Here is a 13,803-nt window from a genome sequence, read left to right as displayed (position 1 = left end):
GGTTGCGGGCTAATGGCACCATTGACGGGGTGAGCCCTCAGAGTCACCCTTCGCATCGGTCCCCGCGCATGCTGGAGCAATCCACCAAGCTCCAGAACGTTCTCTATGAGATCCGGGGGCCGGTACACGCGCATGCGGCGCGGTTGGAGGCCGAGGGGCATCGCATCCTCAAGCTGAACATCGGCAATCCCGCGCCGTTCGGGTTCGACGCCCCCGACGTGATCATGCGCGACATGATCGCGGCGCTGCCGTACGCGCAGGGCTACAGCGAGTCGAAGGGCATCCTGTCGGCGCGCCGGGCCATCTTCACCCGCTACGAGGTGGTGCCGGGCTTCCCGGAATTCGATGTGGACGACGTCTACCTGGGCAATGGCGTCTCCGAGCTGATCACCATCGTCATGCAGGCGCTGCTCGACAATGGCGACGAGGTGCTCATCCCCGCGCCGGACTACCCGCTGTGGACGGCGATGACCTCGCTGGCCGGCGGCACCCCGGTGCACTACCTGTGCGACGAGTCCAACGGCTGGCAGCCCGACATCGCCGACATGGAATCCAAGATCACCGACAAGACCAAGGCGATTGTCGTGATCAACCCGAACAACCCGACCGGGGCGGTGTACTCCGCCGAGGTGCTGCAGCAGGTGGTGGACCTGGCCCGCAAGCATCAGCTGCTGCTGCTGGCCGACGAGATCTACGACAAGATCCTCTACGACGACGCCAAGCACGTGTCGCTGGCCACGCTGGCCCCCGATCTGCTGTGCCTGACCTTCAACGGCCTGTCCAAGGCCTACCGGGTCGCGGGTTACCGCTCGGGCTGGCTGGTCATCACCGGTCCGAAGGATCACGCGGGCGGCTTCCTGGAGGGCATCGACCTGCTGGCCTCCACCCGCCTGTGTCCGAATGTGCCCGCGCAGCATGCCATTCAGGTGGCGCTGGGCGGACATCAGAGCATCGACGATCTGGTGCTGCCGGGCGGGCGGCTGCTGGAGCAGCGGGATGTGGCCTGGCAGAAGCTGAACACGATTCCGGGTGTGTCGTGTGTGAAGCCGGAGGGCGCGCTGTACGCGTTCCCGCGGCTGGATCCGGAAGTCCATGAGATCCACGACGATTCGAAGCTGGTGCTGGATCTGCTGCTGCAGGAGAAGATCCTGATGGTGCAGGGCACCGGCTTCAACTGGCCGCATCACGACCATCTGCGCATCGTGACGCTGCCGTGGGCGCGGGATCTGTCGGTCGCCATCGAACGATTCGGCAACTTCCTGTCCAGCTACCGCCAATAACTTCCGGGCGGAAATATCTACCGGTAGGGTTCATGGGGTATCCCGTGAGCTCTCTCGACCTGCGCCTATACGGTTTTGTCCAGGAGCGGACACCCTCCCTCGCGGGGCGTGGCGCAGGTGGGACTCTGGCTAAAACAAACCGCTGGTACGAAAAAGTTGGGTTTTTAGAGACTTAGCTAGCGCAAAGAACCGTCTTTTGTGTACAGTGGGCCTCGGCACTTCGAGTGCCCGGCCGGACCGCCTACCCCCCCTGGGCCGTCCGGCCCTGGTTAGTCGGCCTACCCCCCCTGGGCCGCTGACCCCGGGCGGCGGAGACATCCCCCTGCTCTCCGCCGCCCCCTAAAAAATTCTCGCGATCGCGACCGCCTCACCTGGCACAATGCCGAGACCTCTCAGCATGTCAAAAATGGTTTTCGTTTAGGCTCTCCGCGTGAGCGATCACCATCACCACCATCACGACCACTCGGGACCCATCGCGATCGGCGCCAACGCGGCCAAGGTCGTGATCGGACTGCTCGCGTTGATCGGCGTGGCGGTCGTGGCCGGGCTGATCTGGCTCTGGCCCAGCGCTCAGCACATCGACATCCCCCTGCCCATGCAGAACGGCGGCGGCGGTGCGGTGCAGACCGAGGCCGGCACCGTGATCAAGCAGGACATCGGACCCTGCGGCAGCCCCTCGAACGGCCGGGTCTTCAGCGACGAACCACAGGCCCCGCGCGCCAACGGCTACTCGTGCCAGCGCAGCATCGTCACCATCGACTCCGGACCCAGCCGGGGTGAGAAGACGCTCTTCGAGATCGCGCCCGGGCCCGGTCAACCCGATCTGCGCGCCGGCGACAAGATCCGCATCGTGCGCCAAGTGGATCCGAAGGCCGACAAGAACGCCGACCCCAGCCTGGTCACCACCTACTCGTTCGACGACTACGCGCGCGGACTGCCGCTGACCATCATCGGCATCGTGTTCGCCGTCGTCATCATCGCGGTCGCGCGGTGGCGCGGACTGCGGGCGCTGCTCGGACTCGTGGTCGCCTTCGGCGTCCTGGTGGTGTTCCTGCTGCCCGCGCTGCTGGACGGAAAACCCGCCATCCCAACGGCACTCGTCGCGGGCGCGGTGATCCTGTACGCGGTGCTGTATCTCGCGCACGGGGTGAATCTGCGTACCAGCTCGGCGCTGCTGGGCACGCTGTCGGCGATGGTGCTGGCGGCCGTATTGTCCTGGGCGGCACTGAAGATCACCCATCTGACCGGGTTCTCCGAAGAGCAGAACACCAATGTCGCCACCTATCTGCAGCATGTGAGCATCACCGGGCTGCTGCTCGCCGGGTTCATCATCGGCTCGCTGGGTGTGCTCAACGACGTCACGATCACCCAGGCGTCCGCGGCCTTCGAGCTGGCGGCGCTGGACGAGAAGTCCACGCGGCGCGGGATTTTCGCCGCGGCCATGCGGGTCGGGCGGGACCATATCGCCAGTACCGTCTACACCCTGGTGCTCGCCTACGCCGGTGGCGCGCTGCCGTTGCTGATGCTGTTCAGCGTGGCGGGGCGGTCCATGCGCGACGTGCTGACCGGCGACGCGGTGGGCATCGAGATCGCGCGCTCCGCGGTCGGCGGTATCGCGCTGGCGCTGTCGGTGCCACTGACCACCGCCATCGCGGTGCTGCTGGCGCGACCGCCGGGTACGGCGCGCGCGGTCGCGGCCACGGGCGGCAATCGTCCACGGAGTGGTGGGCCGCAACGGAATACGCCGCGGCGAACCGGTGGACCGGCGGGCGGCCCGCGCACCGGCGGACAGCCCACGGCGCGGCGCGGCGGCGATCCGAACGCACCGCGCTCGGGTTCGCAGTTCGTGGTGCGGCTCGGACCGGATACCGGCGACCCGCGCACCGGGCCGCAGCCGGCACCGCCCCAGGCCCCTGCCGAGTCCGGGGACGGGGATCCGACGGTACCGAGAACCAGTGTGGTGCAACCGGGTCCGACTCCGGTCGAGCCCGCGCCGCCGCCGCAGCAGTCGTGGTTCGAGGGCGGGGCGCCGCCCCAGGAGCCGCGGTACACCACGTCGTCCTGGTTCCATCCCGACGAGCCGTGGTCGGAGCCGGGTGCGCGGAACCCGGGGCCGCCACCCGAACCGCCGCGCGGCGGCCGGCATTCGCGGCCCGACTCCTGATCGAACGGGCTGCTGGGGCGAAAGATGGTGCGAGGGGCGTGTTTCCGAGGAAACACGCCCCTCTCCCGTTCCGCGAGTCGTCTCCGGGTTCGGATTCGGCGGTCACCGTACCCCTCACTCGCGGCGCGGGGGTTCTAGAGCGCCTGCCAGAGGGCGGGCGCGGCGGTCGGCGTCCAGCCCGGGTCGTACACCGTGTGCGCCTGCAGGCAGCGGTAGCGCTTGCCGTTGTACGTGACGACGTCGCCCACCGCGTAGTGTTCGCCGACCGTCCACGCGCCCGCGCTCGGCGGCGCCGTGGTGGTGGCTGGGGGTTGATGGCTGTGGGTGGTGCTGGGCGGCGGCTGGTGACTGTGCGTGGTGGTCGGCGCTGTCGTGGTGGTGGCAGGGGGCGTCGTGGTGGCGGGAGGCTTTGTGGTGGTGGGTGTTCCGCCGCCACCGCCCCCGATCTGGAGGTCGACGCAGGAGTAGAAGGCGTTGACGGTGTCGCCGATGTTCCAGACCGCCAGCAGTTTCTGGCGGCCGCTGTACTTGCTCAGGTCCACGGTGTGGCTGACGCCGTCCTGGGGTGGGGGGGTGTTGCCGCCGTCGAAGACCGCGACCCGGGTGCCGCCGATGAAGTACTCCCAGTTCAGGGTGCGGTGCAGGGCGGTGAACGTCCAGGTGAAAGTCACTGTGCTGCCGACGGATTGCACCTTCCACGGCTTGCTGTCGTCATCCAGTTCCGGGAAGCGGGAGTTGCCGCCGCTGCATTTGTCCGAGCCCTTGGGCGCTTCGACGCTCTGCGGCTCGTATTGGATGTCGCCGCAGGGCACTAGACCTTTCGCGCACTGGGCCTGGCGACTGAGCGGTGACGCCACATAACCGTGGGCGCTCGCCGGGGCGGCGGGCAGGACAGCGACGAGCAGCGGTGCGATGCCGGCGGCCCCGAACAGGGACAGACTTCTTCTAGCTATCAACGTGAAACCCCTAGAGAGAGTGGGGCAGCGGAGGCCGGCGTGCTGTCCCGTGACGGATCTGTGATGTGATCCAGACCACTTTGTAGCAAGAGCGTGCTCAAAAAGATATGACTCGGCAACGCTTTGGTCAAGCGTCCTATCTCAGATGACCGAATTATCCCTTTGTGTAGCAAACTTCAGGGGTGTCGCAGCAAACTTGTTGAATCGCAGTGGAGTTCGCGCCCGGTCAGACAGCTGTTCTCGCCGCTTCACACAGCGCCGCGACTCCGTCGGCGTCCGTGGCGAAATGGTCGAAACCGCTCGGCACCCCGAACTCGGCGAAGGTGACCTCGGTATCCGGCTGCGGGCGGCCCGGCACCGGAATGCGCACGGCCGCATGCAGATCCCGCGTGCCCGTCAACTCGATCACCCGCCGGGCGTTGTCGGCGCGCAGGCCGCCGCAGGCCATCACGTCGATGCGGCCGTCGGACAGGCTCACCATGCGCGCGATCAGGGACGCGCCGTCCAGCACCGACTCCTGGCGGCCGGAGGTGAGCAGCCGGGTGAAACCCAGTTCCAGCAGCTGGTCGAACCCCGCGTAGGGATCGGCGCACACGTCGAACGCGCGGTGGAAGGTGACCTCCAGCTCGTCGGCGGCGGCCAGCAGTTCGGTATTGGCGGCCGGGTCCACGTGCCCGTCCTCGTCGAGCACGCCGACCACCACGCCGTGCGCGCCCGCCGCGCGGACCCGCTCGACATCGGCGCGCATGAGCGCCACCTCGTCGGGGGTATAGCGGAAATCACCGGGGCGCGGCCGGATCAGGACGTGCACCTGGGTGTGCCCGGCCGCGGCCACGGCCGCCTCGATGAGCGCGGGACCCGGTGTGAGCCCCCCGACCGTGAGGCCCGAACACAACTCCACGCGCGCCGCCCCCGCCTGTTCGGCGATCCGGACCCCGCCCAGAGACTCCACCCCGATCTCGACCCGCACCGCCCGCGCATCCGTCATACCTTGCAGTATGGCGAACTCCCGCCAAGTTTGTTGCCCGAGATTAGCCGCTGGGCGGTGAACGCCTCGTGAACCGGGCCACACCGTGACCGGAAACGACGAGGGCGGCGCTACCCATTCGGTAGCGCCGCCCTGGTCAATCAGGTTCGGCAGCCCGGTGTTTCGGGCCGGAGCCTAATTCTTGCGGCCCGGAGCCTTCATGCCCGACTTGAAGCCCAGACCACCCGGCTTCGCGGCGGGCGGCGTCGCGCCATTGCCTTCCGAAGCGCCATTGCTCTCCGAGACGCCATTGCTCTCCGACGCGGCCGGTTCGGCCGGGGCGGCGGGCTCGGCCTCGGGCGCCGGAGCGGCCGCCGGAGCCGAATCGGCCGGAGCCGCAGGCGCTTCCGGCGCCGCGGCGGCGGCCGGAGCGGCGGCGCCCGGAGCCTTCGGGCCGGGACGCTTCAGACCCGACTTCATGGCCAGACCCTTGGGCGCGATGGACGGCTTGGCCTCCGCGGCCGGGGCGGCGGGAGCCTCGGCGGCCGGAGCCGGAGCGGCGGCCGCGGGAGCCTCGACGGGGGCGGCCGCGGCGGCGGGCTTGGCGCCCGGAGCCTTGGCGGCGCCCTTCATCTGCAGACCCTTGCCGCCAGGAGCCTTCAGGCCACCCTTCATGGCGAGCCCGCCCGGCTTGGCGGCCGGAGCCTCCGGAGCGGCGGCGGCCTCGGCCGGAGCGGCCTCGGCGGGAGCCGCGGCGGCGGAAGCGGTTTCGGCCTTCGCGCCGGGAGCCTTGGCGGCACCCTTCATGGCCAGACCCTTGCCGCCGGGGGCCTTGAGGCCGCCCTTCATGGCGAGGCCCTTGGCCGGAGCCGGGGCGGCGGTCTCCTCGGCCGCCGGAGCGGCATCGGCGGCGGGAGCCTCGGTCTTCGCGCCCGGAGCTTTGAGCCCGCCCTTCATGGCCAGGCCCTTGCCGCCGCCCGGCGGCTTGAGGCCACCCTTCATGCCCAGGCCGCCACCGGCCGGAGCGGCCTTCGGGGCGGCTTCGGCCGGAGCCTGCGCGACCGCGACCGCGGCCTTGACCGGCTCCGGAGCGGGCTCCGGCTCGGGCTCGGCCTTGGGGGTCTGGATGACCTTCAAGTTCTCGGTCAGGGTCGCGGCGTCCACACGGTTGATGGACTGCAACATCAGCTGCGCGACATCGACGACCTCGACGCCTTGACCGACCTCGCCGCCGTCCTTACGGGCGGTCACACCGTCGGTCAGCATGACCCGGCAGAACGGGCAACCCGTCGCGATCATCGACGGCTCGTTGCCGCCCTTGAGCGTGTCGAGCGCCTCGTCGACCCGGTCGATGTTGATGCGCTTGCCGAGCTGCTCTTCCATCCACATGCGCGCACCACCGGCACCACAGCACATGGAACGTTCGGCGTGACGCGGCATTTCGACCAGAGTCGAGCCCGAGGCCTCCATCAACTCACGCGGCGCGTTGTAGATCTTGTTGTGCCGGCCCAGATAGCAGGGGTCGTGGTAGGTCACGTTCTGCGCGACCGGCGACACCGGCACCAACGCCTTGCCCCGCACCAGACGGTTCAGCAGCTGAGTGTGGTGCACCACCTCGTAGGTGCCACCCACCTGCGGATACTCGTTGTTGAGCGCGTTGAAGCAATGCGCACAGGTCACGACGATCTTCTTCTTGGCCTGCTCGACACCCTCGAACACCGAGTTCAGCAACTCGATGTTCTGCATCGCCAACTGCTGGAACAAGAACTCGTTGCCCGCGCGGCGAGCCGAATCACCGGTGCAGGTCTCCTCCTGCCCGAGCACCATGAACTTGGTGCCCGCGGTCGCCAGCAGCTCCGCGACAGCCTTGGTGGTCTTCTTCGCGCGGTCCTCATACGCGCCCGCGCAACCCACCCAGAACAGATACTCGTAGCCGTCGAAGGAGTCCGCGTCCTTACCGAAGACCGGAACCTCGAAGTCGACCTCGGAGATCCAGTTCAGGCGATCCTTGGCGTTCTGACCCCACGGGTTGCCCTTGTTCTCCAAGTTCTTGAACAAACCCGCCAGCTCGGAGGGGAACTCCGACTCGATCAACACCTGATAGCGGCGCATATCGATGATGTGATCGACATGCTCGATATCCACCGGGCACTGCTCCACACAGGCGCCACACGTCGTGCACGACCACAACACCTCCGGATCGATGATGCCGTTGACATCCTCGCCACCGACCAACGGACGCTCCGCCTCGGCGCGGGCGGCCTCCGAGATCTGCGCCAGCGCGCGCTCGTTCGGCTTGCCCTCGGCATCGACCAGACCGATCTCGTCGCCACCCATGTCCTTGCGGCCGCCGGCCAGCAGGTACGGGGCCTTGGCGTAACCATGATCACGCAGCGACATGATCAACAGCTTCGGCGAGAGCGGCTTGCCCGTGTTCCAGGCCGGGCACTGCGACTGGCAACGGCCACACTCGGTACAGGTGGTGACGTCGAGGATGTCCTTCCAGGAGAAGTCCTCGAACTTGCCGACACCGAAGGTGTCATTGTCCGGATCAGCGGTCTCCATCTCGATCGGCTTGCCCTTGGACATCATCGGCTTGGCCGCACCCAGGGCGACGTCGCCGTCGGCCTCACGCTTGAAGTAGATGTTCGGGAACGCGGCGAAGCGGTGCCACGCGACACCCCAGGTGACATTGCGGCCGACCAGCAACAGGAAGAGCGCGCCGGAGCAGAGCTTGATGAACGCGAAGACCGACACCAGGGCGATCGACTCGGGCAGCAGCTTGGCGACCTGCTCGGTGAAGAAGTCGCTCCAGGTGTGAGATTCGCCGTAGGTCGCGATCTTGCCGGCCTTCACGAAGACCATGCCGAGGCCCTCGACGAGGACGATGGACTCGATCACGTAGGCGGGCGCGAACTTCGAGCCGCTGAAGCGCGACAGGCGCGCGGGCACCCGCGGGTGGTTCAGCTGGCGGATGACGATCAGCACGACGATGCCGACAACCGTTCCGATGCCGAGGATTTCGTCGACCAGGTGGTAGATGCCCCAGCCGCCGATGATCGGCCAATGGAACTCGGGGTCGAAGATCTGGCCGTAGGCCTCGAACCACAGGATGAAGCCGAGCAGGAAGCCGATCATGACCAGCCAGTGCGCCCAGCCGACAGTGCGGAACTTGTTCATGCGCGTATGCGCGATGAACTCCACCATCATGGTCTTGAAGCGGGGGAAGAACGGCCGCCAGCGATCGGGCGCGGACTGCCCGACCATGATGGTGCGCGCGATATTTCGCACGCCTCCGATGAACGATGCCCAACAGAAGACTGTGAACACCGCCCCAATCGTGCCCAGCGTCACTGTCAGGGCATTCATGTCGCGACCTCTCTTACGGTTCTCCGAGCGTTTCGCGAGGCAGCCTGGTACGCCTCGAGATGCTCGTATCCTAATGGACGGTAAGTTACCCACCGGTAACTTAGTTGTCCAGGGTTTCCCACACCGTAAATCCCGGCAAATCACGCCCTTAACCAAGGGCAGGCTTACTTCTAAAGATGGTGGCGTGCAGAAAGAAACCAATCTCGCAAATCGTAATGTGATCGACTAGGCTCACGCTGTCCGACAGCTGTGCGCGTCTTCACATGCTCGGGGAGGACTCGTCCTAGCGCGTAGAGGCATGGCCCGAGGGAAGCCGGGCCTCGCGTGGCGAAGAGCGCACAGCGGATACCTGATGACGGATTGGAAACCAACCAAATGAAGCTTCGCAGTACCACTGCGGCTGCTGCCCTGGTCATCGGCGCAATGACCATCGGGATGACGACCGCTCACGCCGACAACGCTCCTGCACAGCCTGCTGGAATCAACTACTCCACCAAGCTGGTCGACGGCAAGACGATCGTCTCCACCCTGAAGAACGGCACCTTCGAACTCGCGCAGCAGGACGGCGCGACGCCCGAGGACCCGAAGCAGACGGTGGTCAACGTCAAGGATCAGCAGGGCGCGGTCGTGATCTCGTTCCCGCTGTCCTACACCGCGGCGGGCACCCAGATCCCGGTCAAGTCCGAGGTCAAGGAAGACGGCAAGGTGCTCGAGGTCGTTCCGGAGAAGCCGGCCGACTTCAACCCCGGCACCCAGGTGCTGGCCGCCGCGCCGGTCGCCTCCGCCAAGCCGATCGCCTCCTCTGACGAGAACCAGAAGGCGATGAGCTACTTCTCCACCCAGTTCAGCCTCGCGCTGGGCATCGGCAGCTTCGTGGGCACCGCCCTCGGCGCGATCATCGGCTGCGTTGTGACCATCGTCGCCGGCTGCGTGCCGGGTCTGGTCGCGGGCGCCGGCATCGGCGGCATCCTCGGCACCATCGCCGCGGGTGGCCCGACCCTGGTCGCGGCCGGTATCGATCTGCTGAACACCATGCAGGCGCCGGACGGCACCACCAAGTGGGCTCCCGCTGCCCAGCAGCAGGTCACCCCGAACTAGTGACGTCGCCGGGGCATCGCCCCGGCAAGTTCGAACACCAGGCCCGCCTCGCTCGTCGGAGGCGGGCCTGGTGCTTTGTCAGGCGGGGAGGTCCATCCGGCCCTCGAACACCACGGTGTCGCGGCGGCGGCCGAAGCGGGCGAAGGTGCGCTCGGTCATCACGTAGCGTCCGTCCTCGCGCACCAGAAGGACTGTGCTGCAGCGGGTTCCGTGCACGGGATGGTTGACGAAACGCGCCGAGGCCGAGCGTTCGGTGAGCCGGTCGAGGCCGGTGCGGGGCAGTTCGGCGGCGGGGGCCGCGGTGCGGTCGGCCAGCACCCCGAGGTAGCCCGCGACATCGCCCGGCGGCACCGCGGCCAGCGCGCGCACGCCATTGCGGACCTTCGGCCACACGGGGGCATCGGTGTCGGTGACGACCGTGCCGTCCGGTGTCAGCGAACCGACCAGTGCGTTGTTGGAGACGCCGTGGAAGCCGGGCGGCAGTTCCCGGGGGCCGCCCTCGCTCCGATTGCTGTGCCACCACAGCGTTTCCAGATCCGAGACCAGCAGATTGAAGCCGTTGTAGTCGTCGGGGGCGGTCGCGATGCCGCGCGCGAACTTCTCCGGCACCGCGTCGCCGCGCAGGAAATCCATCAGCAGCGCGCCGCGGGAGCGGACGTCGGTGCGGAACTCGCCGGGTAGCCGCACATTCGTGACCGTGGCGACGCGGTGCCGGTCGGGCAGCACGCCCAGCCAGGTGCCGGGCACCGGACCGGCCGCACCCTGATCCCGGCCCGCGAGCAGGCCCGGCACCTCGTCCCAGCGGCGCAGCGATTCCGTTGGGCGGGTGAAGAACTCGTCCCGATTGGCGGCGAGGATCAACCGGTAGTCCGGATGCGCTCGCCAGCCGAGCAACGCCAAACACATGACTCCAGGATGCCCGAAGCGGCCGGGCCGCGACCACGCCCGGTCACTCCCGTCCCACTGCTTACCCACCGCCCCATCGCTGCCCCTCGGAGGGCCCCCGGTACCCAAGAAAGCGAAAAGGCCGGTAGCGGTTGAGCTACCGGCCTTTCCAAGGATGCTGTGCCTAGCTGGTGCGCACCCGCAGACCCGGGTTGTCGGAGAGCACCGTGCTGATCGGCTGCGCGAACAGCTGCGGGGTGTTGCCGGTGATCAGACCGATCAGGTTCGGGATCTCGCAGATCGGGTAGTCGGCGACCGAGGAGGCGCTGGAGATGCCCAGAGCCAGGGTGCCGGTCACCAGCGGGCCGCCCGAATCACCGGGCAGGGCGCAGATATTCGACGAGAACGACTGGGTGAGCAGGCGGTCGCCGACCTGGACGGTCTGGTCGACGGCGTTCACCACGCCGCAGCTGAAGCCGGCGCGCGCGCCCGACTTGCAGACCGGAGCGCCCACCACGGGGACGGCCACACCGGTGACGGTGATCGGGGCCGCGTTCGGGACGCTCACCAGCGGGTTGGAGAAGCTGTCCCGGAACTGGTCGTTGATGCCGACGATCGAGTAGTCCTGGTTGCCCAGCACCGACTTCTGGAACGAGCCCATCTGCGGGCCCATGCTCTCGCCGACCAGCTGGAACACGCCGGGGGAGTTGGCGCCGCCGGTGGCGGGGATGTTCGGGTTGCAGTGGCCCGCGGTGATGTTCACGACATTGCCGTTGCCGTCCACGCCGTTGAAGCCCAGCGAGCAGCGCAGCGACATGCGACCGGCCACCGAGGCGAAGGCGTCACCGGCGGCCATGGCGCGCGGGCCGGCTCCGGCGATCTCCGCGGCCTTCGGGACGTCCTGGCCCTCGCCGCCGACCGGCGGGGCGGCCATGACGATGACGCGCGCCGGGTCCACGAAACCGGGCAGCGGGATGTCGGCCTTGTCCACGCGGACCGCGATGCTGTTGTTCAGGGTGTCGACGGCCACGCCGCGGATCGACTTGGACACCGACTCCGGCTGGTCCTTGAGCCACTGCTGGAAGGCGTTCTTCTCGCCACGCAGGGTAGTCTCGCTCTTGGCGACGTCCTTGGCGGTGAAGCCGGCGTCCTGCACGGCCTTGCGAGCCTGCTCGTGCGCGTCGCCGGGGGCGATCGCCACGATCGCCTTGCCGGTCTCGTCCAGCCAGGCGCCACCGAAGACATCCGGGAACTGGCGCTGTGCGGTGGTGGCGAAGCTGGCCACCTTCTGCGCGACGTCGGCGCGGTTCAGGTAGTCCTGCGGGGAGATCTTGAGGTCACGGGTGATCGCGTTGATCAGCTCGGCCGGCAGGTTCGGGGTCGCGGGGGTCTCGGGCTCCGCATGCGCGCTCGCCGCCAAGGGTCCGGCGACGAGAACCGCGGTAGCCGCGATCGCCGCAGTTCGGACAAGGGACCGTGGGCGTCGGCCCGCGGCAGGCATGGAGGCGCGCATACGTGGCAGGAGCATGGCCCCGACTATATGGTGTCCGGCCCGTTATGCCTACTTATTGCCAGATGACGTTTCGGTATTCGCAGAGCAAACGGCAGGCATGGGAGATTGGCCCCCCAATGCGGGGGATGTCCGATTTTCGCGGCCCGTCGCACCGGGCCGCGAATCCGTCACTCGGCATGAATCACGCACGAAGTGAATCACTCACGTGTGCGAGCGAGTCCGCACCTGAATTCCGCTGCCGACGCCGCCGCCCGAATTGGCGTCGATTTCGTTCAGAATCGGGCGCAGCGGGATGCCCAGCGACGCGGTGCCGCCGTACTGCGCGAGCTGCGTGTTGGCCTCGTTGCAGTTCGGTGCGTCCGCCGCGTTGGAGCCGCTGGTGATGCCCAGCGCCAGGGTGCCGGTGACGATGGCGCCGCCGCTGTCACCGCCCAGGGTGCAGGCGCTGGAGGCGAAGCCGCGGATCGTCTTCGAATTGCCCTCGGTGGTGTAGAGCTGGGTCTCGACCCGGTCCGCCACCACGAAACCGCAGGTGAACGTGGACGACTGGCCCGACTTGCAGACCGGCGCGCCCGTGATCGGGTCGGCCACACCGGTAATGGTGAGGGTGGTGCCGTTGGCGCCGCGCACCGACGGCTGATCCATGCCCGCCTTCACCGCGTCGTCATTGAGCTTGATGACCGAATAGTCCAGCGCGCTGCTGCCGCCCAGGTTCGAGGTGACGAAAGTGCCGACCTTCGGACTGGACAACAGGTTTTTGACATTCGGCAGGTACACCTCGGCGCCGGTGCCCTTGTCCACATTCGGATTGCAATGCCCCGCGCTGATGTTCAGCGCATTGCCCGCGGAATCGACGCTGTTGAATCCGAACGAGCACACATCCACCCCGTGCAGCGAGGTGTCGAGCGGAGTCGGCGCGGTGATGTAGGTGTCGCCGCCCATCGGCCGCCGCTCCACCGGGCCACCGGAGTTCGGCGACAGGATCACCTTGATATTGGCGATCAGGGTGGGCAGATTCAGCAAATGGCCGCCCGGGGTGTTGGCGACGCTGAGCACCAGCTGGCTGTTGAGGAAGTCGATGGCCACCGAATTGATCGCGCCCGAGATCTCCCGCGGCAGCGTGGTGATCCACTGGTTCAGCTGATCGACCGAGTTCTCCAGGCCGTCCGCGCTGATCGGGGCCAGCCGGGTCTGGTATCCGGCGGCCGCGGCGACCTTGGCGGCGTCGAGGGAGGTGACGGCCAGGACCGGCTTGCCGTCGGTCCCGATCCAGGCGCCCGCGAAGTCGTCGGGGCGCTGGGTGCGAAATTCGCTGGCGTAGTCCCGCAACTGCTGGGCCTTGGCCGCGCGGTCCAGGTATTCGGCCGGAGTCATCTTCAGATCGCGCTGGATGGCGGTCACCAGTTCGGCCGGAAGGCTCTCGGCGGCAAGCTGATCCGGGGAGGCCGGGTCTGCGGTGGCGGTGCTCAGAAGGGGCCCGATGAGAACGGTCGAGGCAACGGCGACGGTGGCTGCTCGGACCGCGGCGCGGCGCGCCATGAACTTGCGCATGGAGTCCCTTCGTAGTGCAC

The 13,803-nt window shown here is 67.8% G+C and carries 8 protein-coding genes and 1 pseudogene; 3 read left to right on the top strand and 6 right to left on the bottom strand.

Going from position 1 to position 13,803, the window contains the following annotated elements; genetic code table 11:
* Window positions 1–68 precede the first annotated feature (68 nt).
* Both ACQPYY_RS32790 and ACQPYY_RS32785 read left to right on the top strand, forming a co-directional pair.
* Window positions 69–1,280: a pyridoxal phosphate-dependent aminotransferase gene (locus ACQPYY_RS32790; RefSeq protein WP_357094657.1), complete on the top strand. Its 1,212-nt coding sequence runs from the start codon at window positions 69–71 to the stop codon at window positions 1,278–1,280.
* 430 nt (window positions 1,281–1,710) lie between these two features.
* Window positions 1,711–2,994, top strand: a pseudogene (locus ACQPYY_RS32785) (YibE/F family protein); the annotation flags it as partial.
* A 584-nt stretch (window positions 2,995–3,578) separates the two neighbouring features.
* Here the strand turns inward: ACQPYY_RS32785 and ACQPYY_RS32780 are convergent.
* The 3 genes from ACQPYY_RS32780 to ACQPYY_RS32770 form a co-directional block, all read right to left on the bottom strand.
* Window positions 3,579–4,400 (bottom strand): lytic polysaccharide monooxygenase, encoded by an 822-nt coding sequence (locus ACQPYY_RS32780; protein ID WP_433592142.1) that lies wholly within the window; start codon window positions 4,398–4,400, stop codon window positions 3,579–3,581.
* Between the two features lie 226 nt (window positions 4,401–4,626).
* On the bottom strand, window positions 4,627–5,388 hold the full coding sequence (locus tag ACQPYY_RS32775; RefSeq protein ID WP_433592141.1) for a copper homeostasis protein CutC: 762 nt from the start codon (window positions 5,386–5,388) through the stop codon (window positions 4,627–4,629).
* A gap of 174 nt (window positions 5,389–5,562) precedes the next feature.
* Entirely contained in the window at window positions 5,563–8,736 is a 3,174-nt protein-coding gene (locus tag ACQPYY_RS32770; RefSeq protein ID WP_433592140.1) for a heterodisulfide reductase-related iron-sulfur binding cluster, read from the bottom strand.
* Window positions 8,737–9,111: 375 nt separating this feature from the next.
* On the opposite strand from ACQPYY_RS32770, the gene ACQPYY_RS32765 reads away from it, so the two are divergent.
* On the top strand, window positions 9,112–9,834 hold the full coding sequence (locus tag ACQPYY_RS32765) for a hypothetical protein (RefSeq protein ID WP_357284974.1): 723 nt from the start codon (window positions 9,112–9,114) through the stop codon (window positions 9,832–9,834).
* Between the two features lie 78 nt (window positions 9,835–9,912).
* On the opposite strand, the gene ACQPYY_RS32760 is transcribed toward ACQPYY_RS32765, so the two are convergent.
* The 3 genes from ACQPYY_RS32760 to ACQPYY_RS32750 all read right to left on the bottom strand — a co-directional run bounded on the left by ACQPYY_RS32760 (window position 9,913) and on the right by ACQPYY_RS32750 (window position 13,783).
* Window positions 9,913–10,740, bottom strand: coding sequence for an NRDE family protein (locus ACQPYY_RS32760; protein ID WP_433592139.1), 828 nt, complete (start codon window positions 10,738–10,740; stop codon window positions 9,913–9,915).
* A gap of 163 nt (window positions 10,741–10,903) precedes the next feature.
* Window positions 10,904–12,247: a S1 family peptidase gene (locus ACQPYY_RS32755; protein WP_433592138.1), complete on the bottom strand. Its 1,344-nt coding sequence runs from the start codon at window positions 12,245–12,247 to the stop codon at window positions 10,904–10,906.
* A 186-nt stretch (window positions 12,248–12,433) separates the two neighbouring features.
* Entirely contained in the window at window positions 12,434–13,783 is a 1,350-nt protein-coding gene (locus ACQPYY_RS32750) for a S1 family peptidase (RefSeq protein ID WP_379102517.1), read from the bottom strand.
* Window positions 13,784–13,803: the final 20 nt, after the last annotated feature.

The organism is Nocardia sp. CA-145437 (assembly GCF_050956485.1).
In the GTDB taxonomy this organism is placed as follows: Bacteria; Actinomycetota; Actinomycetes; order Mycobacteriales; family Mycobacteriaceae; genus Nocardia.
The sequence above is the reverse complement of the archived record's forward strand: the minus strand, read 5'-3'. Positions and strand labels throughout refer to the sequence as shown.